Origin of the sequence: Oceanisphaera sp. IT1-181 (assembly GCF_033807535.1) — a bacterium.
Lineage (GTDB): Bacteria > Pseudomonadota > Gammaproteobacteria > Enterobacterales > Aeromonadaceae > Oceanimonas.
This window is the reverse complement of sequence record NZ_CP136856.1, coordinates 2,086,155-2,108,899: the sequence shown is the minus strand read 5'-3', so window position 1 is coordinate 2,108,899 and position 22,745 is coordinate 2,086,155. Positions and strand designations below refer to the sequence as shown.

The window sequence follows — 22,745 nt, the reverse complement described above, 5'->3', positions numbered from 1 at the left end:
GGTTGAAAGAGTAGGCCCTTTGCCTCGGGCTGAGGGCCGCTCTTATGTTAACTTAATCAATCTAAAGGGGCCTAAAGGCTCCTTTTTTAATGGGATTACAATATTATGGCGAGAGAATTTAGCCGTTCACGTCGTGTAGGTCAGGAATTACAAAAAGAAATTGCCTTGATCCTGCAGCGCGAAATTAAAGATGATCGACTGCGCTTGATCACCGTATCCGGTGTTGAGCTGTCTAAAGATTTAAGCTCAGCCAAGGTGTTTGTGACCTTCTTGGATAACGATCCTGAGAACATTACTCAAGGTATGAAAGTACTGAAAGACGCCAGTGGCTTTATTCGCAGTCTAGTGGGCAAAGCCATGCGACTGCGTATCACCCCTGATTTGCGTTTTACTTATGATCAGAGCTTGGTAGAAGGCATGCGCATCTCGACCTTAGTCTCTAGCACCATTGCCGAAGATGAGCGTCGTAGCCAAGAGTTTGGTACCGACCAGCCAGAGGCTGATGCTGACCAAAACGACGATCAGGACCAAGATCAAGCAGCAGAAAAGAAGGATTAATTATGGGCCGTCAGCGTCAATTTCGTGGCCGTGCGGTAGACGGCATCCTGCTGCTAGATAAGCCAGCAGGCATTACTTCTAACGATGCGTTGCAGCAAGTGAAGCGCATTTATGCGGCGGCAAAAGCGGGGCACACAGGTGCGCTAGATCCGCTGGCCACCGGTATGCTGCCCATTTGCTTGGGCGAAGCCACCAAGTTCTCCCAGTTTTTGCTGGAAGCAGATAAACGCTATCGCGTGGTGGCCAAGCTCGGCCAGCGCACTGATACCAGTGATGCCGATGGCGAAGTGGTACAGACGCGCCCCGTTAATGTGACCGCCGACGCTTTGGCGTTAGCCTTGGACAGTTTTCGCGGTACCACACAACAAATTCCGTCAATGTATTCGGCGCTAAAATATCAGGGCAAACCCTTATATCACTACGCGCGTGAAGGTATAGAGGTGCCACGTGAGTCGCGCCCGATTACGGTGTTTGAACTGATCCAAGTGCGCTTTGAAGGCGACGAGCTGGAGTTAGAAATTCACTGCAGCAAGGGCACTTATATTCGCACTATCGTCGATGACTTGGGCGAGATGCTGGGATGTGGCGCCCATGTGGCGGTATTGCGCCGTTTAGCGGTGGCCAGCTATCCAAGTGAGCGCATGGTGACCCTTGAGCAGCTGGAAGCCATGCTCGAGCATTGCCGAGCGCAGGAGATATTGCCGCGCTTGGAGCTGGACCCACTGTTGCTGCCCATGGATACGGCCGTGGCAGGCCTGGCGGAAGTCAATATGTCTGAGCTGGTGGCCGGTTACATTAACCAAGGTCAAGCGGTACAAGTAGCCGGTGCGCCCGCGTCGGGTCAAGTGCGCATGACGGTGGGCGAGCAACGCGTGTTTATCGGTGTAGGCGAAATCGACGACGACGGCAAAGTGGCCCCCAAACGCCTGGTTCGTTAAATAAGACACTAGGCCGCCGTACGCTATACGCCGTACGCTATACGCCGTACGCTATACGCCGTACGCTATACGTTAAACGTAAAACGCGTGACCTACGGCTAAGGGCTTAACTGATTTATTTACCGGGCTCGCTATTTTCTGGTTGCTAACACAGATGCAGCTGGTAGAATGCGCAGCTTACTTTCCAGCTGAATTAGTGATCGGCTGGAGAAAACATTCATTTTTTTTGGAGTACACAAGATGTCACTAAATGCAGAAACTAAAGCGCAAATCGTAGCTGATAACGCTCGTGGCGAAGGCGATACAGGTTCTCCTGAAGTACAAGTTGCTTTGCTGAGCGCGCAAATCAACCACCTGCAAGGTCACTTCAAGCAGCACATCCACGATCACCACAGCCGTCGTGGTCTGTTGCGCATGGTATCTCAGCGTCGTAGCTTGCTGGACTATTTGAAGCGTAAAGACGTAGCACGTTACAGTGCACTGATAGCTAAATTGGGTCTGCGTCGTTAATCGACACACTCAATTTAACAAAAAGGGGCTTAGGCCCCTTTTTTGTTGCCTGATTTTTAGTTCGAGCCTCACGCGGTACGCCTTACGTTTCGCGCCTTACGTTCGACTGACGAAGGTTTAACGTTTTTATCGTACAGCTTACGGCGTAAAGCGTACGGCTGTGTTTGTGCCTCATTCCTGACATCTGACACATTACCCCTCGCACTTACGCCCACCCGCATTCGCTGTGCTTTAGCCCATAATCACGTATACTGTGGCGGTATATTAAAAGACTAAAAACATATATTAAGGAATCTAAAACGTGAATCCTATCGTAAAAACCTTCCAGTATGGCCAACATACGGTAACCCTAGAAACTGGCGTTATGGCGCGTCAGGCAAGCGGTGCCGTAATGGCCAGCATTGATGATACCGCCGTTCTGGTTACTGTCGTGGGCAAGCGCGATGCGGATGAAAGCAAAGACTTTTTTCCGTTAACCGTTAACTATCAAGAGCGCACCTATGCGGCAGGCCGAATTCCTGGCAGCTTTTTTAAACGAGAAGGCCGCCCATCAGAAGGTGAAACGCTAACTTCACGTTTGATTGACCGTCCTATTCGTCCGTTATTCCCCGCGGGCTTTAAAAACGAAGTGCAAGTGATTGCCACTGTCGTATCTGTGAATCCTGAGATTTCACCGGACATTATTGCGCTGCTGGGTACCTCTGCGGCCTTGGCCATTTCAGGTCTGCCGTTTGCCGGGCCAATCGGCGCTGCACGCGTGGGTTATATCAATGGCGAGTACGTGTTAAACCCGACTGTGACTGAACTTGGTAACAGTGAGCTGGACTTAGTGGTTGCCGGTACGGCGAATGCGGTATTGATGGTTGAGTCTGAAGCCAATATCCTGCCAGAAGAAGTGATGTTAGGTGCTGTGGTCTATGGCCATGAGCAACTGAATGCTGCCGTGACCGCCATTAAAGAATTTGCTGCCGAAGTGGGTACTCAGCCTTGGAATTGGCAGCCAAAAGCACAAAATGAAGCGCTGAAAGCCCAAGTGGCTGAATTGGCAACGGATGAGGTGGGCGAAGCCTATCGCATTACCGATAAAACCGCGCGCCGTGATGCACTGAGCGTGATCAAAGCTAAAGTTATGGCGGCGGTATTAGCCAGTAACCCAGAGCAAAATACCAAAGAAGTACAAGAGCACTTCTCCGCCCTTGAGAAGCACATAGTCCGTGGTCGTATCGTGCGCGGTGAGCCGCGTATAGACGGTCGCGAACCGGACATGATCCGTGCATTGGATGTGGCCACCGGCTTATTGCCACGCACTCACGGCTCGGCACTGTTTACGCGCGGTGAAACTCAAGCCTTAGTGGTTGCCACGCTCGGCACGCAGCGTGATGCTCAGATGATTGATGAGCTGACCGGTACCCGCACCGACAACTTCATGCTGCATTATAACTTCCCTCCCTATTGTGTCGGCGAAACTGGCATGGTGGGCAGCCCTAAGCGTCGTGAAATTGGTCACGGTCGTTTGGCTAAGCGCGGCGTGGCGGCAATTATGCCAAGCGTTGACGTCTTCCCGTATACCGTACGTGTGGTTGCAGAGATTACCGAGTCGAACGGTTCTTCTTCTATGGCATCCGTGTGCGGTACGTCACTGGCATTGATGGACGCAGGTGTGCCGATTAAAGCCTCAGTGGCCGGTATTGCTATGGGCTTGGTGAAAGAAGACGAAGGTTATGTCGTCTTGTCTGACATCTTGGGTGACGAAGATCACTTAGGCGACATGGACTTTAAAGTGGCCGGTACTACTCAGGGTATTACCGCACTGCAAATGGACATTAAAATCGAAGGCATTACCAAAGACATCATGGAAGCGGCATTAAATCAGGCGCGCAACGCCCGTTTGCACATCCTAAAAGTGATGGACGAAGCCATGCAAGCGCCACGCGAAGAGATTTCTGACTTTGCACCGCGCATTCACATCATCAAGATTAACCCAGAGAAGATCCGTGATGTGATTGGTAAAGGTGGCGCCACTATTCGTGCGCTGACCGAAGAAACCGGCACTACCATAGAGCTGGATGACGATGGCACCGTTAAAATTGCCGCCGTTGATGGCGAAGCTGCAAAATTGGCCATTAGCCGTATTCAGCAGTTAACCGCAGAAGTGGAGCCAGGCACTATTTATCAAGGTCAGGTAGTACGTCTAGCCGACTTTGGTGCCTTCGTTAACATTCTGCCGGGCAAAGACGGTTTAGTGCACATCTCACAAATCACCGAAGAGCGCGTTAAAAACGTCTCGGATCATTTGACTGTGGGTGACACGGTTGCCGTTAAGGTATTAGAAGTGGACCGCCAAGGCCGCATTCGCTTATCCATTAAAGAAGCGAAAGAGCCAAGCGTAGCAGAAGAGCAAACCACAGAAGCCACAACTGAAGCGCCAGTGCAAACTGCGCCTACCGTTGAGGCTACTCAAACAACAGCCACTCCAGTAGTTGCTCCAGTAGTTACACCGGCTACTGTTGCTCCAAGAACTACAGTTACCGTAGCCCCTGCTCAAGCAGATGAAGCTGCACCTGCTAATAATGACGATAAAACCGCTGAGTAATTAGCCGGATACGTCAAAAATAGCAAACAAAAAGCCGAGACACTGTCTCGGCTTTTTTTATGGTTATCAATAGTTTTGCGCTTCATCCCTTACCGATTTTGGCTGTGACGGAGCGTCCTAACAGGCCGTGCCTAGTGTCCAGATCCTTATAAAGACTGTGAAGGGTGATGTGTAAGGAGTGAGGGGATAAACCCAGACATTAAAACCGAGCTCCTGACGCTCAATAGGATGGTGGCCAAAAACAGCGCCGAGCTAAAGATTAAGAGCGGCACAGAGCTCGCAATATCCTCCAGCTCGTCGTTGCGAGGAGTGCAGCGACGCGGCAATCCATGGTTTTAAATGCTGAATGCTGAATTAAAAGAGTGGATTGCCACGCTACGCTCGCAAAGACAAAATAATACCAAACACACTAAATCATCGTTCTATTTAAGATCGACATAAAAGCCCCATTGCATAGCTAACTAAAGCAGGCTTCTACAAAAAGCGTGTGTTGTAGTCCACCCACTTGTTCGGTGGTCCTGCGAAGCAGGATGGTTTTAATAACAAAACCCAAACCGTGCCGATACTCTTTACCTACCAACAAGGTGGGCACACTACAAAAAACAATCACATTAAATCCAGCTGTCAGGCTGACCAAATAATTAATACGATTGGTATAAGAGCGGATTTCGGTGCTGCAATTAGCGCGCTCTCTTCCCCCCCTCTGTCACCCTTTACGCTTCACCCTTCACCGATGTTATTCAGATCTGATCACTATTTTTCCGTGCGCTCCGTGGCAAAAAAGTCTTTAGTCACTAAGAGCCAAAGCGAGATCCTGACGCTCAAGAGGATGACAGCATAAAGATAAACACCGCCCTTTGTTGAGCTTGGTGCTAAGCGCTGGGTGCTCGGCGCTGATCCAGTGGTCCAAACTTGTCCGATTGAAACCTTAATCGCTAGTCACCCTGATGAGTAATGACTATTCTCGGCAAAAATTATTCCCATAAAGCTATTCTACAGACCATAAATTAAAGGGCTCATCATGAATAAAACTCTGCTTAGCGCCACCTTGGGCTTAACCCTACTGGCAGGCACTGCGGTTGCTGGCTCTAATTTTTCTTATGACCAACCTCAGGTCTCGGTGGCCCAAGCGCTGCGCATGAATGACGACCATGATATTCGCCTCACTGGCTATGTGGTCGAGCAAGTCGGTAAAGAAAAATACCTGTTTCAAGATGGCACCGGCACCATAGTGGTGGAAATTGATGAAGATAAATGGCGCAATATGCGCGCCAGCTCGCGCACCCGACTCACCATTTGGGGCCAATTAGAAGAGGAAGATCATGGCAATGAACTGGAAGTGGACCACTTAGAGTTAGCCCGCTAACCCTTGATTTCATTAATCTCATGCCACATGAAAGCTTGATCCTAATCAAGCCGCGCGCCAATGAGTGAGTGAGTCCCTCGATATTGAGCACTTGGCATAGTAAAATGCCGGATTCGGCCGCCATCAAATGGCGGCCTACTGACTTGATATCAGAGATTAACTTAATGTCCGACGCTCTTACTGCTGTTACGCCCCCTATTACTCCCGGCTTCATTCCCGAATTGCTGTCGCCTGCGGGCACCTTAAAAAACATGCGTTATGCCTTCGCCTATGGCGCCGATGCTGTCTATGCGGGCCAGCCCCGTTATTCGCTGCGGGTGCGCAATAACGAGTTTAACCATGAGAATCTCAAGATTGGCATCGATGAAGCCCATGCCTTGGGCAAAAAATTCTACGTAGTGGTGAATATTCAGCCCCATAACGCCAAGCTAAAAACCTTTTTGCGTGATATGAAGCCGGTGATTGATATGGGCCCAGATGCGCTCATTATGTCAGATCCGGGTTTAATCATGTTGGTGCGTGAGCATTTCCCCGAGGTGAGTATTCATTTATCGGTACAAGCTAACGCAGTGAACTGGGCGTCAGTGATGTTTTGGCAAGAATACGGCATAGAGCGGGTGATTTTATCGCGGGAATTATCACTGGAAGAGATCGAAGAAATTCGTGCCCAATGCCCGAAAGTAGAGTTAGAAGTGTTTGTGCACGGCGCGCTGTGCATGGCCTATTCGGGCCGGTGTTTATTGTCTGGCTACATCAATAAGCGCGATCCCAATCAGGGAACTTGCACCAATGCTTGCCGCTGGGAATATAAGGTACATGCAGCCAAAGAAGACGATGCTGGGCAAATTGTGCATCGCCAAGAGCCGATTGTGGTGCAAAAGATAGACCCTGCAAAAGAAGCCTTTAACGAAAGCCCTGCTCCCACACTCGGTGCCGGTGCACCTTATGAGCATCCAGTGCTGCTAGAAGAAAGCAATAGACCTGGCGAGTATATGGCAGCCTATGAAGATGAGCACGGCACCTACATCATGAACTCCAAAGACTTACGAGCCGTGCAGTATGTAGAGCGCTTAACGCAAATGGGCGTGCATTCGTTAAAAATTGAAGGCCGTACCAAGTCGTTTTATTACGTGGCACGCACCGCTCAGGTGTATCGCAAAGCCATCGACGATGCGGTGGCCGGCAAGCCGTTTGATGTCAGCCTGATGAGTACGCTGGAAAACCTCGCCCATCGTGGTTACACAGAAGGCTTTTTGAAGCGCCACGCCCACAGCGATTATCAAAACTATGAAATCGGCCATTCGGTGTCGACTCAACAGCAGTTTGTTGGCGACGTGACTCGCCGTAATGGCGACTGGGTCGAAGTGGATGTAAAAAATAAATTTAGCGTTGGCGATCTACTAGAGCTAATGACGCCTGCCGGTAATATCAGTTTCGTATTGGAGCAGATTAAAAACCGTAAAGGTGAGTTAGTCGAGGTCGCGCCCGGCAGCGGCCATGTAGTATTTATTCCCTTAGATAAATCTATCAATGCGGACTTTGCGATTTTGCTGAAACATCTTAAGTAATAACCGTGAGGGGTGAGGGGTGAGGGGTAAAGTGTGAAGGTGGAATGGCCCGACTAAAGTAGACACCAGTTTAAGCAGCATTAAGTTGCTGCGCATATGCGTTGGGGGTTAATCCTCCCAGCGCAGTGTGTTGTCTTACTTTGTGGTAATACTGCGTGATGTAGAAGTGTATTTCTTCTGCCATCTCTTTACGAGTTAACAGCCCTAAACGGCGGGTCCATTCCTTTTTCAGTAAAGCAAAAAAGCTTTCTGAACACGCATTATCCCAGCAGTTTCCCCGGCGAGACATGCTGATAGTCACTTTACGTTTATTCAACCACGTCATGGTCGCCATACAATGATATTGGCTGCCCTGGTCTGAGTGGAACATCAGCTCACGGCCATCAGGCTTCTGCTTCTTCCAAGCCTGCTTTAAGGCCTTAATCACTAATTCAGCGCTATTAACCGGCCCTTGAGCCTTGCCCACTACCTGTCTAGTAGCAAGATCGATTATCACCGCCAGATAGAGCCAGCCTTCTTCACAGCGTATTTGAGTAATATCTGACACCCAAACACGGTTCTCTTCTGCAACCGTAAACTGTCGGTTTAACAGATTCGGCGTCGCAGCGATGCCTGGCTTATGTTTACGATGCCCGGGCTTTGGCGCGACACAAGAACGATAGCCCACACTCTGTAATAGGCGTTGCACTTGATTCTTACCACAAGCAAAGCCTTGGTCAACCGCTTCGCGCCACAATTTCCGATAACCCGCAATACCATGTTGCTGTTCAGCTTCAGCCAATAAAAAGGCGAGCAAACTGCGATGACGCTCCGCCTGAACCGAAGGCTCTCGTTGGCGCTGCTTCCAACAATAATAACCCGCACGAGATACCTGGAGTACGCGACACATCACCAGTACCGTCCAGCTCATGCTGCGATACCGGTCGATGAAGGCAAATTTTATCGCCGTGTCTTGGTAGCGTAATCTTCCAGCTTTTTTAAGATATCGAGCTCCAGTTCAGCGCGCTCTAGCTTTTTCTTAAGACGCTTATTCTCTTGCTCTAACTGACGAAGGCTTTTATCTGGCCCTTCATTTTTAACGGGCTTATCCTGTTTCGAATCTGATTTGTCCATTATCCACTCTCGACGCCAACGGCTTAATACGTTCGGATGCACCCCTAGTTCACTGGAGATTTCAGCTAATGTTTTAGGTGATGAAACAGAGAGCTTAACGGCTTCCCGCTTAAATTCATTACTAAATTTACGTTTGGTTCGGTATTGCATACACTTCCTCACTCTGAAGAAGTGTCTACTTATTCGGGGCCATTCCAAGGGGTAAGAGCCCCTCCAATTTACGCTTCACCCTATTTTAATGCAGACAAAAAAGCCCCCGTGTTTATTAAACGGAGGCTTAGCGCTTGGTGCTGTTAGTGACTTACTTTGAGATGTGTGCGATTAGGTCTAGTGTCTTATGGGAATAGCCCATTTCGTTGTCATACCAAGCCACTAATTTTACGAAGTTATCGTTAAGTGCTATGCCCGCAGCCGCATCAAATACGCAAGTGTGGGTGTCGCTCATAAAGTCAGTGGAGACTACCGCATCTTCCGTATAGCCCATAATACCCTTTAAATCGCCTTCGGCTGCGGCTTTAAGGGTGGCGCAAATTTGTGCGTAAGAAGTAGCTTTTTCTAGGCGTACTGTTAAATCGACCACAGACACGTTGGCAGTGGGCACGCGAAACGACATGCCAGTAAGCTTACCGTTGAGCTCTGGGATCACCTTGCCCACGGCCTTAGCGGCACCGGTGGAGGAGGGGATAATATTTTGGCTGGCACCGCGCCCACCGCGCCAATCTTTTTTGGACGGCCCATCAACGGTGTTTTGGGTAGCGGTCATGGAATGCACCGTGGTCATTAAGCCTTCCACTATGCCAAAGTTATCATTAATGACTTTAGCCAGCGGCGCCAAACAGTTAGTGGTACAAGAGGCGTTAGAGACGATGTCTTGGCCCGCGTATTGCTCTTGATTAACCCCCATCACAAACATAGGGGTGTCATCTTTTGAGGGACCCGTTAATACCACTTTTTTAGCGCCAGCGTGAATGTGCGCGCGGGCTTGTTCATCGGTCATAAAGATACCGGTCGCTTCGGCGACCACGTCTACGTCCAGCTCGCCCCAGTTTAAATCGCGTGGGTTGCGCTCGGCAGTAACGCGCACTGGCTTGCCATTAACAATTAATTTTCCATCTGCAATTTGCACTTCGCCTTGAAAACGACCGTGAGTCGAGTCGTATTTCAGCATATATGCCATGTACTCAAGGTCTTGCAAGTCGTTGATGGCGACCACTTCCATGTCGCTGCGTTCACAAGCGGCACGAAACATCAGTCGACCGATGCGACCAAAACCGTTAATTGCTAGCTTAATTGTCATCTTACTACTCTATGCAAAGGGAGATAATTTTATGGCTACGCTGACAAAAATAACAGCCAGCGTCAATGCTGTTATGCCGATGAGCACAGCTTACGCTTACGAATAACATTTAGCGCCAGCCGTTCATTTAACATTAGACTTTCGGTTTGGTTATGTGGCTGGGAGCAGAATAAGTACCTCGCGCCAACTGTTCTAAAATTCGCTCGACATCTTGTTGCAGCTGTTGCTGTTCGCCGGCACTAAACTGGGCATAAGTATCTAAACGGCTGAGTTCTATGTTTTCTTGGTAGTCTAATTTGCTCAACACTCGCGTCCAAATCCAGGCATCTTGATAGCGCTGCTGGCGGATATATAGCGTCAGCAGGTTGGCGATAATATCCGGGTTTAGGGAGTCGCCTTTGTTATACAGACTGAGGGCGTTGTGCAACGCCTGCTCGGCAGCGGCGCTATCACGCAGCAGCAATAATTCGGCGAGGGCATTTTGCAGCTCGGGGTCTTGCATTTCGGCACGGTCGGCGAGCTTAATAAAACGCGCCTTGGCTTGCTGGCTGCCTTTATGCTGCCAATGCCACAGTAACAATTGCGGATGATCCGAGCCTTGGGTATCGATAGCCAGTTGGTTGATGGCTTCTTTAGCATGATATACCGCTTCTACCTTATCGTTTTTCCGCTCTTTTTTCCGCGTATACTCAATGGTTAATAGCGGATCTAAGCAGTTATGATAAGTCTGTAGTTTGTTCAGTAAGTCATAATCATGCATGGCACTGGGGAGCGTGGCTTGTTGCTTACGCGCACGGATTAAGGCAGTACGTTCAAACTTACACCAGCTGTCTGCATGTAAATCTACACAGAATTGTGGGGTGTCTTCACAAATATTGGGGATGCGATCTCGGTCACAGGCTGCTAAAAAGAAAGGGAATGCGAGCAGCAATATCGTCTGTTTTATCTTCATATGAGTACTTATCTGCTAGTCCTTAGTCTGGTAATCATACCCCCTATCTACTAAAATGGGCGCACTTAATAGAGCTGATGCGCGGGCTTTGCCTTGTACATCAATCCTCATGACAATTATCTCATGATAATTGCTTATGACAGTTACCTGATAAAAGGACTCGGTCAATGACCCACGAGAGTTACCTGTCTGCTTGGCAGCAAAGCCAAGAATTGGCAGAATCTATGCAGCCCCTGATCGGCAAATTATACCGCAATCAGGGCGTAGAAATTAGCGTGCATGCGCGTCCCTTACTCAATGCGTCAACCATTGAGCTTATCAAGGCGCACCGTGTGGCCAGCCGCCATGAAGGCAAAGCCCTGTTGGTTAGCCAAAGCTACCCTATCTTAAAAGTATTGAGCGAGCTGGATTTAGCGCCCGCGAGTATAGACTTGGGCAAACTGGCTGTCAGCTACTGGGAGACCCATAAAGACGAGTCTGGCTTAGTGGCATTTTTACAACAGGAACTGGCACCAGCACTCAATCAGGATCATGCCAACAAAGCGACCGATGTGGTTTTGTATGGTTTCGGTCGTATTGGCCGCTTGGTGGCGCGGTTATTGATTGAACGTTCAGGCGGCAACCATGGTCTGCGTCTGCGCGCGATTGTGGTGCGTGGCTCGGCGGATGATTTAGAAAAGCGCGCCAGCTTATTGCGTCGCGACTCGGTACACGGTCCTTTTAACGGCTCTATTGAAGTGGACATGGAAAACCATGCCATTATCGCCAACGGCACCTACATTCAGGTGATCTACGCCAATAGCCCCGCTGAAATTGATTACACCCAATACGGCATTAACGATGCCTTAATCGTTGATAATACCGGTATTTGGCGTGATGAAGACGGCCTAGGCCAGCACCTGCAAGCCAAAGGCGCGGCACGCGTATTGCTGACTGCACCGGGCAAGGGTGACATTAAAAATATCGTGTTTGGCGTTAACGACAACATGATTTTACCTACCGACAATATAGTGTCAGCAGCCTCTTGTACCACTAACGCCATCACGCCAGTACTTAAAGCGGTGAGCGATAAGTACGGTATCAAGAACGGCCACGTGGAAACTGTGCATTCTTATACTAACGACCAAAACCTGATTGATAACTTTCATAAAGGTGACCGTCGTGGCCGCAGTGCTGCACTGAACATGGTATTAACCAGCACCGGTGCCGCCTCAGCCGTCGCCAAGGCGCTGCCTGAGCTAAAAGGCAAGTTGACCGGTAACGCCATTCGCGTGCCTACACCAAACGTGTCCATGGCGGTGATCAACCTTAACTTAAATAAGCCGACCAACGCCCAAGAGTTAAACGAGTACTTGTTGGCCATGTCACTGGACTCACCTTTGCATCAGCAAATTGATTTCAGCACCAGCAGCGAGTTAGTGTCTACCGACATGGTAGGCTCGCGCTTCGCCGGCATCGTGGATTCGTTGGCGACCATTGCCGAAGATGACCGCGCCGTACTCTATGTATGGTATGACAACGAGTTTGGTTATAGCTGTCAGGTAGTACGTGTCATGCAAAAAATGGCGGGTATCGAGCTGATGGACTTACCGCGCTAAGTTCGCGATAAGAAAAAACGGTCACTCGATGCCGTAATAGTAGAGAAGGGCGGCCAGAGGTCGCCCTTTTACATTAGGCTGATTAGATTTATGCTCTGTTAGGAGAAACCCATGTCCTCATTTCAGCAAGTGATTACCAATATGCCAGAAGATGTGTATCTGCGCCTTAAAACCGCCGTCGAAATTGGCAAATGGCCAGATGGCATTGCGTTAACGCCTGAACAAAAAGCAAGCAGCTTGCAGGCAGTGTTAATGTGGCAAGCGCTGCACGTTGATAATCCTGAGCACATGTCAGTGGGCAAAGGGGGCGAGATCATGATGAAAAGCAAAGCCGAATTGCTACGCCAATATAGCGATGCCGTAGAAATAGCCCGCCAGAAGTTAGATTAACGCCTACATACAGCGCCGAGCGCCCCGCACCAAGCGAAACATAAATATCGTCTTTAGCTGCGTCTGTGTTAGTTGCCGCGTGTCCTGATACTAATAACAGCTGCAGCTTATGCGACAGCTGTTTTTTATGCCTGAAATGCTCAAAAAGTTGTTCTGCCTAGGTTTTTACTTACCTCGGCGCTTTGTGCTGGGCGCTTTTATTTCTCCCCCTGCTGAAATTTTTCTTATACAAACTTGATCTTCTTGTACAACAACGACTATCTTATTATAAATAGTTGTACAACAAGGTGATATATGTACAAGTTTGATCCTAAAATTATTCGCGTTGGTATCAGTGGCTGCTTAATCGGTCAAAAGGTGCGCTTCGATGGTGGCCATAAGCGTTCGGACTTTTGTACCGAGCAGTTAATCAATCATGTGGAGTTTGTGCCTTTTTGTCCTGAGATGGCCATTGGCCTCGGCACACCCAGACCCAGCATTCGGCTGATCAGCGCAAGCTCACAAAAGGGCGCCAGCAATATTATTGCACAAACCGCCAAAGGCGAAGATGTGACCGAGGCGTTACGCGATTACGGTCGCACCATGGCGGCCCAGTTTGGCGGCTTAAGCGGTTATGTGTTGTGCGCCAAATCCCCCAGCTGTGGCATGGAGCGGGTGCGGGTTTATCATGAAAGCGGTCAAGGTAATGCCAAAGATGGCATCGGTATTTATGCAGCCGAATTAATGAAGGCACAACCTTTATTGCCGCTGGAGGAAGATGGCCGCTTAAACGATCCCTTGCTGCGTGAAAATTTCGTGACGCGCGTGTTTGCGCTGCACGACTGGCAGTGTTTGTGCCATAAAGGCATGACTGCCGCCGGCCTTATTGCATTTCATAGCCGTTATAAATATCTATTGATGGCACACCATAGAGACAGCTACCTGCAACTGGGCAAGTTGTTATCGGATTTATCGTGCAACCTAGAGGCCATCGCAGACACCTATATTGCTGAGCTGATGCACGCCTTGAGTCTACCGGTGACCCGTAATAATCACACTAACGTGCTGCAGCATTTGCAAGGCTACTTTAAGCGCCTACTGAACAGTGGCCAGCGCCAAGAGTTAGCGGACACCATTAACCAATACCACCAAGGTATTTTGCCCTTATTTGCCCCTATCACTTTATTTCGTCATTACCTCAACGAATTTCCTAATGATTATCTGCAACAGCAGGTGTATTTAAATCCCCATCCGGAGGCATTGCGACTGCGCTATGGCATCTGAACCTCACTCTATTATGAACGTTGCGCCTAACTCTATTCCAACATACCCAATTCGGGATGTGGCGCGCCTCACCGGCATTAACCCGGTGACCTTGCGTGCTTGGCAGCGTCGTTACGGCTTGCTTAAACCGGCGCGTACCGAAAAAGGCCACCGCCTGTACAGCGAAGATGACGTTAGCACCATTCGCCATATTCTGCATTGGCTGGAGCAGGGGGTGAGTATTGGGCAAGTGAAAGGCTTACTCAATACGCCAAGCCCTGAGGCGAGCGGCTCTAACTGGCAGCAAGCTCAAGCGCAGCTGCTGGACTCATCATTGGCGCTTAACTTAGGCCGCTTAGAAGCCGAGCTATTAGAGCTGGCAAGTTTGTATCCCGCTGAACTGGTGCTGCGCAAAGTGATTGAGCCTTGGCTAATGGCATTGGCGCAATTGCACAGGCCTGATGCGCAACTGATCGAACAAAGCGCGCGGGCTTTGTTAATGCGCTTGCTGCATCAGATGTTAACCATTAAAAGCGGGCCCGTGATGGCGGTGGCCCGCGTGGGTCAAGTGCGTGAGCAACACGCCTTATTAGCCCAGTTTGAGTTACAGGGGCTTGAGTGTCGCAGCCTAGATTTAGGCGTGCTGGATCCGCACACTTTGCCGCTGGCGGTGGGGCGCCTGAAGTTTGATGCCTTAGTGATTGTGTTAGGTGCCGGCTTAAGCCATAGCTGGTTTTTGGATGCGCACACTCTGTTGCCCGAACACTGTTTTTATGTTGGTGAGCTGGGCACACTTTATCAGCAGCAAGGCTGGCTAAACCGACCCTTCTCGGTGTGCGTCAGTGACCTTAAGAGGGAGCATGATGCGTCATTTAGTCTGGTTTAGAGCTGACTTACGAGTTGCGGATAATCCCGCCCTTTATGAAGCCGCCGCCGAGGGTGCACAGATCAACGCCATTTACATTGACTGTTCGACCCAATGGCAGCAGCACGGCCGTAGCCCCATACAAAGAGACTTTTTGAGCCGCCACCTGCAGGCATTAAGCACAGAGCTGGCAGCATTAGGCATCCCCTTAACGGTACTCTACGCCGATACTTTTAGTGATGTACCCGAGTTGTTGGTCAGTTGGCTAGTCGAGCACCCCCATGATGCCTTATACGCCAACCGAGAAATCGGCCTTGATGAGCGCCGCCGCGATAAAGCGGTGCAGCAGCGTCTGAAAGACTTGCTGGAGATCCGGGTATTTAACGGCGACTGCGTGTTTAAACACGGCAGTCTCACCACCCAAAGTGGCGATATGTACAAGGTGTTTACGCCTTTTGCTAAAACTTGGCTTAGTCAGTTGCGCGCCAGCGGCTATCGCTTGCATCCGGTGCCTAAGGCCCAGAGCGCACCTGTATCGGTAACCGCCATCGAGCTAACCGGCGAACGGGTGAGCAGTGCGGCTTGGCCGGTGGGTGAGCTTGCGGCCCTCGACCGCCTACGATTATTTTGTGAGTCGGGTTTATATGACTATGGCGAGCAGCGGGATTATCCGGCGATTAATGGCACCAGCAGCTTGTCGCCGTATTTAGCGCTGGGGGTGATTTCGCCGTCGCAATGTTTAGCGGCCATTGAACAACAGTTGGGGCACTTGCCTATGAGTCGTGGTGAGCAAGGCTTCGTGTGGTTGAACGAGCTGATTTGGCGGGAGTTTTATCGCCACTTATTAGTGGCCTTTCCGCGTCTCTCCATGAATCGCGCCTTTAAGCCAGACACAGAAAGTTTGCAATGGAGCCAAGATAAAGTTGGTTTTTCGGCTTGGTGTAGCGGGCACACGGGGTTTCCGATTGTGGATGCGGCCATGCGTTGCCTCAATACCACCGGCTGGATGCATAATCGGCTGCGCATGATAGTGGCCAGCTTTTTAACCAAAGACTTGCACCTGAGCTGGCGCCAAGGGGAAGACTATTTTATGTCGCGCCTGATTGATGGCGAGCTGGCAGCCAACAATGGTGGCTGGCAATGGGCGGCCGGCACAGGAGCCGATGCCGCGCCCTATTTTCGAGTGTTTAATCCCACCACTCAAGGTGAGCGCTTCGATGCCGAAGGCGACTTTATCCGCCAATGGTTGCCAGAGCTCGCTGAGGTGCCCGCCAAGCGCATTCATACTCCTCATGATTGGCTGGATAACAATCAGCCGGGTCACGGCTACCCCAAGCCCATCGTAGATCACAAGCGTGCGCGGCTGCATGCCATCGCCATGTTTAATGCGCTTAAAGACCAGTCTGACGACATAAAAAATAAAGCCGATACGGTCACGGATAAACAGAGCGAGCTATGGCTTGCACAGCTCGATCAGGAGCCAGTATGAGCCCAGCACTGGCGGTGTTTTGTCGTGAATATCAGCGTTTGTCCGCGGACAATTTGAGTGTGCTGCGCGACATCTATGCACGCGATATTCACTTTCAAGATCCCAGTCATGAATTGGCGGGCATCGAAGAGTTAGTGCGCTATTTCGAGGGCTTGTTCAGTAATGTGAAGTCTTGCCAGTTTGAAATAGCGCAAGTGATGGAGCAAGACGGTGAAGCCTTTGTACGTTGGCAGATGCGTTTTGCCCATCCCAAGCTTAATGGCGGAAGCGAAATCTGCGTACCTGGCCTGAGTCAATTGCACTTTAGTGAGCAAATCGACTTTCATCGGGACTACTTCGACCTCGGCGCCATGCTCTATGAGCATATTCCAGTCATGGGCACCTTGGTTAAAACGCTAAAGCGGAGACTAAGCCAATGAAACGCATCCTTATTACGGGAGCCAGCTCTGGTATGGGCTTGCAGCTGGCCAAAGATTACGCCGCCGACGGTTGGCAAGTAGTAGCCTGCGCCAGAGATCTGAACAAACTACAGCAAGTACTGGTCGGCATAGCGTTTGAAGCCTGTATTTTTGATATGCAGCAGGCGGACGAGATTAACACTGCCGTGGCAAGGCTAGCGCCCTTGGATCTGGTGCTACTCAATGCGGGCAACTGTGAATACGTCGAAGATGTGCGCCAGTTTGACGCCGAACTGTTTGCACGGGTAGTGAACGTAAATCTGATTGGCACCGCCAACTGCGTGGCGGCGTTAATACCGCACATTAAACAAGGCGGGCGCTTAGCGGTGGTGAGCTCATCGGTGAGCTTTTTACCGCTCACTCGCGCCGAGGCCTACGGTGCGTCTAAGGCAGGGTTGGATTATTTCGTACGTACTTTAGCCATAGATTTAATGCCCCATAATATTGCGGTGAGCCTTATTCGCCCAGGCTTTGTGGATACGCCACTCACCCAAAAAAATGACTTCGCCATGCCCGGCCAAGTCAGTCCTGAACAGGCCAGCCATACAATCCGCAGCGGTTTAGCCAAGGGCAAGTCTGAGATCAGTTTTCCCTTTGGTTTAATTAGCGTACTGCGCGTGTTGTCTTGGCTGCCGCACGGCTTATGGCGTCGTTTAAGTCAGCGCATGGTAAGGAAAGTGTCATGAGTCGCATTGACCTTAAAGACACGAGTTTGGGAAAAGTCGCCCCTAAAAAGATTGCGATCGTCGGCAGCGGTATTTCCGGATTAACCAGCGCTTGGCTGCTCAGCCAGCAGCATAAGGTGGCGGTATTTGAAGCCAACGATTATTTGGGCGGGCACACGGCCACGGTTGATATTCAGTTAAAGGGTAAAACACTGACGGTGGATACCGGTTTTATCGTGTTTAACGACCGCACCTATCCCAACTTTGAGCGCTTATTGGCGCGCATTGGCGTGAATGCCAAGCCGACCGAAATGAGCTTTAGCGTACAGCAACAGCAAACTGGGCTGGAATATAATGGCCATACCCTAGGCTCTATGTTTGCCCAACGCTCAAATCTGTTTAGCCTGAAGTTTTACGGCTTATTAGCGGAAATAGTGCGCTTTAACTTACTGTGCAAAAAGGTACTTAAGGACGATGCACTTAATAATACCGACACCTTGGGGGATTTTCTCGAGCAATACGGGTTTTCTGCGTTCTTTACCGGTCATTATATTCTACCGATGGTGGCGGCCATTTGGTCGTCGTCCTTGGCAGACAGCCGCGATTTTCCGTTAGCCTTTTTCCTGCGCTTTTTTAACCATCATGGCCTGCTGAACCTGATAGACAGGCCCCAGTGGTACGTGGTGGAAGGCGGCTCGCGCAGCTATATCCCAGGCCTAACCGCACCGCTCACAGATATTCGCTTAAATACGCCTGTGCTGGGTATCACGCGCCATGAGCAAGGCGTCACCATTACCACGGCAATGGGCAGTGAAGACTTTGATGAGGTGGTGTTGGCCTGTCATTCGGATCAAGCGCTGCACATGTTAACGGATGCCACCGAGCTTGAGCGCGCCGTATTAGGCGGGCTGGAATATCGAGATAACGAGGTTATCTTACACACAGATACTCGCTTGCTGCCTAAAGAGCCCCGCGCTTGGGCCAGTTGGAATTATTGGCTCGATGGCAGTGAAGATGCATTACCCGCCGTGACCTACAACATGAATATTTTGCAGGGCATTCAATCCGAGCAAACGCTGTGTGTGACCCTCAATCGCGGCGATGCCATTGCGTCTGAGCAGATACTGCGCCGCTTTAGCTATGCCCATCCGGTGTACAACCAAGCGGCCATTGCTGCACAAGCACGACGAGCCGAGATTTGTGGCCAACAACACACCCATTTTTGTGGCGCCTATTGGTACAACGGCTTTCATGAAGATGGCGTGAACAGCGCGCTTGATGTGTGTGCGCGGTTTGGCATCAGCTTATGAGCCTGCCAATGAATCCAAATAGCGCCATTTATCAAGGCCAAGTGCGCCATCGTCGTTTTGCCACTGAGGCCCATCAAGCCCATCACTTCAGTTATGGCCTCTATATGCTGGCGCTGGATTTGGATGAGCTGGAGAGGGTGGCCGCTAACAGTCGGCTGTTTGCTGTTGAGCGCTTTGCGCCCTTAAGTTTTTGCCGTCGGGATTACTTTGGCGATCCAAAAGTACTGTTAAAAGAGGCGGTGCTGCAAGAAGTTGCACGTTTAGGCGGTGAGGCCGCGTCATTGAATCGCGTGGTGATGCTCGGTCAAGTGCGCTGCTTTGGTATCTACTTTAGCCCCATTAATGTGTTTTTTTGCTATCAAGGTGAGCAGGCACGCTTCGCGCTAATGGAGGTGCATAACACGCCGTGGAATCAGCGCCACTGCTACTTAGTGGACTTGGAAAAACAGCACCCTACCGATAAGGCGTTTCATGTGTCGCCCTTTATGGATATGGACATGAAATATCACTGGCGCATTACGCCGCCAACGCTTGGTCGATCTAAGGTGCTAGTGCACATTGAGAATCGCGACCCCGAGCTGTTATTTGATGCCACCTTGAGCCTGCGTCGCCATGATTTTGACCGCACCGTACTTAAAACTGCCTTACTGCAATGGCCTTGGATGACGCTGACCATAGTGCGCGGCATTTATTGGCAGGCATTACGCTTATTTTTAAAGCGCATCCCTTATCACTCACCCTCTTGAAGGAAGTACCCATGGAAACGACGTTAATACGTTCGCAACCACGGCATTTGGATCGCTGGGCGCGACGCTTAGCTTTTTCGTTACTCAGTGGCTTAACCGATGCCGGCTTGACCATCAAAGAAGGTCAACAGACTTTTGAGTTTGGGCAGCGAGACGCCCCCTTACAGGCGCACATTCAGGTACATGAACCGCGTTTTTATCGCCAACTGATGTTGGGTGGCAGCATAGGGGCGGCAGAAGCTTGGGTAGAAGGCAATTGGTACAGTGCCGACCTATCGGCGGTGGTGCAGTTATTTGCCCGCAATATGGCCACCTTAGACCGATTTGAGCGTCGCCTTGCCTGGTTAACCACGCCGTGGCACAAGCTCAAGCACAAGTTTAATCGCAACTCACTCAGTGGCAGTCGCGCCAATATCGCCGCTCATTACGACTTGGGCAATGAAATGTATCGGCTGTTTCTTGACCCCTTAATGCAATATTCTTCGGCGGTGTTTCCAGAACCAAACAGCACCTTGGAAGCGGCCCAAGCGCATAAATTACATTTGATTTGCCAACAATTAGAGCTAAAGCCAGAGGATCATTTACTGGAAATTGGCACCGGTTGGGGCGGGCTGGCCTGTTTTGCCGCCGAGCATTATGGTTGTCGGGTCACCACCACCACCTTATCGGCCGAGCAGCTTAAAACTGCCCAAGAGCGCGTTGCGCAGGCAGGCTTAACCGATAAAGTGACGCTGTTGCTGGAAGACTATCGCGACTTAACTGGCCAATACGACAAATTGGTGTCGGTAGAAATGATTGAAGCCGTGGGCCATGAGTATTTACCCGTCTATTTTAAGGCGCTCAATCGACTGCTCAAACCAGAAGGTAAGCTGTTTATTCAGGCTATTACCATCGCCGATCAGCGCTACGACAGCTATCGCTCTGGGGTGGACTTTATTCAACGCTATATTTTCCCCGGTGGCTGCTTGCCCTCGGTCAGTGAAATGTGTCGCCACTTAAAAGAACAAACTGATATGACGCTGACCGTACTTCAGGATTACGGCCAGCATTATGCCCAGACCTTAAATATTTGGGCGGGCCGTTTTCAGCAACTGGAGCCGGCACTCAAAGACTTAGGTTACAGCCGTGATTTTCATCGGTTGTGGGCCTTCTATTTTGCTTATTGCGAAGGTGGATTTCGTGAAGGAAGCATAGGATTGGCGCACTTAACCGCAGCTAAACCAGGAGAGCGCCGATGTCTAAATGGCAATGGACTCAACTAGTCGGGTTTTACGGCTTCTGGCTGCTGGCAGTAATAGGCCAAAACAGCCTAGCTTGGTTGTTAGGCTTACTTATTTTGGCGCATTTTATGTTTACGCCGAGCCGAGTAGCTGACTTAAAAGTGTTGAGCTTAGCGCTGTTAGGCTTAAGCCTTGATGGCCTGCTGACTTGGATCGGCGTGTTCGCCTTTAGCCACTGGCCGATTTGGCTGGTGTTATTGTGGGTCGGCTTTGTGCTCACCCTCGGCCACAGTCTGCGCTGGCTGGCGGCACGTCCTGTGTGGCAACAAGCACTGTTAGGCGCGGTCTCGGGCCCTAGCTCTTATCTTAGCGGCTGGCGGTTAGGCGCGGTTGACTTGCCGTTAGGGCCATGGACGAGCATCGTTATCTTGGTGCCGTTGTGGGCTTTATTATTAGTGATCTTGGTGCGTTTAACGAGAGTGATATACGGTAATACTCGACAGGGCAGGAGGCTCAATGACTAAATTATTCAGCGTCTTATTTACACTATTGCTGTTACTGCTGCCGCAAATGGTCTCGGCCAATGCTCAGTCAAACTTGCAGTTGGTGGGCCAAGGCCAGATGAAGTGGATGTTTTTTGATCTCTATCAGGCGCAACTGTACAGCATTGATGGTCGCTACCAAGCGACCCGCTACCCTCAGGCGCTGCGCTTGCTTTATCAAAAAAATATCAGCCGAGATGCCTTAATTGAAGCCACTGTCACCGAATGGCAGCGTTTAGGTATTAAGGCGCAGCCCAACTGGCTATCACAACTGAGCGCACTTTGGCCCAATATTAAAAAAGGCGATGAGTTAGCGATACGGGTCGAGGAGACAGGTATTAGCCATTTTTACTTTAATCAAGTGCAGCTGGGCGTGATCAAAGATCCCGCCTTTGGTCCTGCGTTTCTCGCCATCTGGCTCGCCAATAATAGCCGTGATCCTAAGCTGACCCGCCAATTAAAAGGAAATTAGTATGCGCAGCCGAATTAAAACCATAGTCCTGTCTATATTCACCACTTTAACCCTAAGCCTCGGCTTGATGTCGTGCAGCAGTGATATTAACGATTATGCCAATACCAGCCCGCAGTTTGCGCTCGATGAATACTTTAACGGTGAGCTGACCGCCCACGGCATGGTGCAAGACAGATCCGGTAAGGTGTTGCGCCGTTTTACGGTGGCCATGGTGGGCACTTGGCAGGGTAATAAAGGTACGCTAGAGGAAGACTTCGTCTATGACGACGGCGAGCGCCAGCGCCGCGTGTGGCACATAGAAAAAACGGCAGATGGCCACTATACCGGTACAGCCGATGACGTAGTGGTGCCTGCTAAGGGGCAGACCCAAGGTTTCGCGCTTAATTGGCGCTATACCCTAGCGGTACCCGTAGATGGCAAGGTATGGAGCATTAATTTTAACGATTGGATGTATCAGCTGGATGACAAGCGGGTATTAAACCGCGCCGAAATGACTAAGTTTGGTTTTAAAGTCGGCGAAGTCACCTTGTGGATTGAGCGCAAAAGCTAGCGCTCAGTGATAAAAAAGCACTTGATTACCCACAAAGCTCAGCCATGTTTCAGAGATTTAAGCACCAATGAATTCAATAGGTTACAGGTAGACGCCGCCTCTTCGGTAAAGAATATGAGGCTCATTTTGGTATTTTGACCTTGTAGGGGCCAATTTATTCGGCCCGGTTTGGTGTTTTGGTTTAAATCTAAACCTCAGTAACAGCCAGCAGAGCTGGCCTGCCGAATAAATTTGGCAGCTACAAAGAACAAACCGAAACAGGGTGCATTATGGCTGAGGTTCATACGTAATCAGGAAAAAGCA

At 50.3% G+C, this 22,745-nt stretch carries 22 protein-coding genes; 19 read left to right on the top strand and 3 right to left on the bottom strand.

The window, feature by feature from the left end; translation table 11 throughout:
* Positions 1–105: 105 nt before the first annotated feature.
* The 6 genes from rbfA (at position 106) to yegQ (ending at position 7,533) form a co-directional block, all read left to right on the top strand.
* Complete coding sequence (gene rbfA / locus R0134_RS09415; RefSeq protein ID WP_319781640.1) at positions 106–558, top strand: 30S ribosome-binding factor RbfA; 453 nt, start codon at positions 106–108, stop codon at positions 556–558.
* A gap of 2 nt (positions 559–560) precedes the next feature.
* Entirely contained in the window at positions 561–1,496 is a 936-nt protein-coding gene (gene truB / locus R0134_RS09410; RefSeq protein WP_319781639.1) for a tRNA pseudouridine(55) synthase TruB, read from the top strand.
* 240 nt (positions 1,497–1,736) lie between these two features.
* A complete protein-coding gene (gene rpsO / locus R0134_RS09405; protein WP_319781638.1) occupies positions 1,737–2,006 on the top strand; it encodes a 30S ribosomal protein S15 in 270 nt (89 codons plus the stop codon).
* Between the two features lie 364 nt (positions 2,007–2,370).
* A complete protein-coding gene (gene pnp, locus R0134_RS09400; RefSeq protein WP_413641458.1) occupies positions 2,371–4,599 on the top strand; it encodes a polyribonucleotide nucleotidyltransferase in 2,229 nt (742 codons plus the stop codon).
* A gap of 1,021 nt (positions 4,600–5,620) precedes the next feature.
* Positions 5,621–5,965 carry a NirD/YgiW/YdeI family stress tolerance protein gene (locus R0134_RS09395; RefSeq protein ID WP_319781636.1) on the top strand — a complete coding sequence of 115 codons (345 nt, stop codon included), beginning with the start codon at positions 5,621–5,623 and terminating at the stop codon, positions 5,963–5,965.
* A 164-nt stretch (positions 5,966–6,129) separates the two neighbouring features.
* The gene (yegQ, locus tag R0134_RS09390) at positions 6,130–7,533 is read left to right on the top strand and encodes a tRNA 5-hydroxyuridine modification protein YegQ (RefSeq protein WP_319781634.1); all 1,404 of its coding nucleotides are present in this window, start codon (positions 6,130–6,132) and stop codon (positions 7,531–7,533) included.
* Positions 7,534–7,603: 70 nt separating this feature from the next.
* On the opposite strand, the gene R0134_RS09385 is transcribed toward yegQ, so the two are convergent.
* The 3 genes from R0134_RS09385 to R0134_RS09375 form a co-directional block, all read right to left on the bottom strand.
* A protein-coding gene (locus R0134_RS09385) for an IS3 family transposase (RefSeq protein WP_413641388.1) occupies positions 7,604–8,796 on the bottom strand; the annotation gives its coding sequence in 2 pieces (ribosomal slippage) (positions 7,604–8,481 and positions 8,481–8,796; 1,194 coding nt in all).
* 151 nt (positions 8,797–8,947) lie between these two features.
* Positions 8,948–9,943 carry a type I glyceraldehyde-3-phosphate dehydrogenase gene (gene gap / locus R0134_RS09380; protein WP_319781632.1) on the bottom strand — a complete coding sequence of 332 codons (996 nt, stop codon included), beginning with the start codon at positions 9,941–9,943 and terminating at the stop codon, positions 8,948–8,950.
* A gap of 133 nt (positions 9,944–10,076) precedes the next feature.
* A complete protein-coding gene (locus R0134_RS09375; protein ID WP_319781631.1) occupies positions 10,077–10,895 on the bottom strand; it encodes a DUF2989 domain-containing protein in 819 nt (272 codons plus the stop codon).
* Between the two features lie 167 nt (positions 10,896–11,062).
* Between R0134_RS09375 and R0134_RS09370 the strand changes: the two genes are divergently transcribed.
* From R0134_RS09370 to R0134_RS09310, 13 genes are all read left to right on the top strand, one after another.
* On the top strand, positions 11,063–12,493 hold the full coding sequence (locus tag R0134_RS09370) for a glyceraldehyde-3-phosphate dehydrogenase (protein WP_319781630.1): 1,431 nt from the start codon (positions 11,063–11,065) through the stop codon (positions 12,491–12,493).
* A 111-nt stretch (positions 12,494–12,604) separates the two neighbouring features.
* Positions 12,605–12,883 (top strand): YeaC family protein, encoded by a 279-nt coding sequence (locus R0134_RS09365; protein WP_319781629.1) that lies wholly within the window; start codon positions 12,605–12,607, stop codon positions 12,881–12,883.
* Between the two features lie 294 nt (positions 12,884–13,177).
* The gene (locus R0134_RS09360) at positions 13,178–14,146 is read left to right on the top strand and encodes a DUF523 and DUF1722 domain-containing protein (protein ID WP_319781628.1); all 969 of its coding nucleotides are present in this window, start codon (positions 13,178–13,180) and stop codon (positions 14,144–14,146) included.
* On the top strand, positions 14,136–15,011 hold the full coding sequence (locus tag R0134_RS09355) for a MerR family transcriptional regulator (protein WP_319781627.1): 876 nt from the start codon (positions 14,136–14,138) through the stop codon (positions 15,009–15,011). Before R0134_RS09360 ends, R0134_RS09355 begins: the two co-directional genes overlap by 11 nt.
* The gene (gene phrB / locus R0134_RS09350) at positions 14,989–16,479 is read left to right on the top strand and encodes a deoxyribodipyrimidine photo-lyase (protein WP_319784341.1); all 1,491 of its coding nucleotides are present in this window, start codon (positions 14,989–14,991) and stop codon (positions 16,477–16,479) included. The genes R0134_RS09355 and phrB overlap by 23 nt, the downstream gene beginning before the upstream one ends.
* The gene (locus R0134_RS09345; RefSeq protein ID WP_319781626.1) at positions 16,476–16,898 is read left to right on the top strand and encodes a nuclear transport factor 2 family protein; all 423 of its coding nucleotides are present in this window, start codon (positions 16,476–16,478) and stop codon (positions 16,896–16,898) included. Before phrB ends, R0134_RS09345 begins: the two co-directional genes overlap by 4 nt.
* Positions 16,895–17,623, top strand: coding sequence for an SDR family NAD(P)-dependent oxidoreductase (locus R0134_RS09340; RefSeq protein WP_319781625.1), 729 nt, complete (start codon positions 16,895–16,897; stop codon positions 17,621–17,623). The genes R0134_RS09345 and R0134_RS09340 overlap by 4 nt, the downstream gene beginning before the upstream one ends.
* Positions 17,620–18,912, top strand: coding sequence for an NAD(P)/FAD-dependent oxidoreductase (locus R0134_RS09335; protein WP_319781624.1), 1,293 nt, complete (start codon positions 17,620–17,622; stop codon positions 18,910–18,912). The genes R0134_RS09340 and R0134_RS09335 overlap by 4 nt, the downstream gene beginning before the upstream one ends.
* Positions 18,913–18,920: 8 nt before the next feature.
* Entirely contained in the window at positions 18,921–19,658 is a 738-nt protein-coding gene (locus R0134_RS09330; protein ID WP_319781622.1) for a DUF1365 domain-containing protein, read from the top strand.
* 11 nt (positions 19,659–19,669) lie between these two features.
* Positions 19,670–20,920 carry a cyclopropane-fatty-acyl-phospholipid synthase family protein gene (locus tag R0134_RS09325; RefSeq protein WP_319781621.1) on the top strand — a complete coding sequence of 417 codons (1,251 nt, stop codon included), beginning with the start codon at positions 19,670–19,672 and terminating at the stop codon, positions 20,918–20,920.
* On the top strand, positions 20,893–21,402 hold the full coding sequence (locus tag R0134_RS09320; protein WP_319781619.1) for a DUF2878 domain-containing protein: 510 nt from the start codon (positions 20,893–20,895) through the stop codon (positions 21,400–21,402). Before R0134_RS09325 ends, R0134_RS09320 begins: the two co-directional genes overlap by 28 nt.
* Positions 21,395–21,892, top strand: a complete 498-nt coding sequence (locus R0134_RS09315; protein WP_319781618.1) for a chalcone isomerase family protein — start codon at positions 21,395–21,397, stop codon at positions 21,890–21,892. Before R0134_RS09320 ends, R0134_RS09315 begins: the two co-directional genes overlap by 8 nt.
* Position 21,893: 1 nt before the next feature.
* On the top strand, positions 21,894–22,442 hold the full coding sequence (locus tag R0134_RS09310) for a DUF3833 domain-containing protein (RefSeq protein ID WP_319781617.1): 549 nt from the start codon (positions 21,894–21,896) through the stop codon (positions 22,440–22,442).
* Positions 22,443–22,745: the final 303 nt, after the last annotated feature.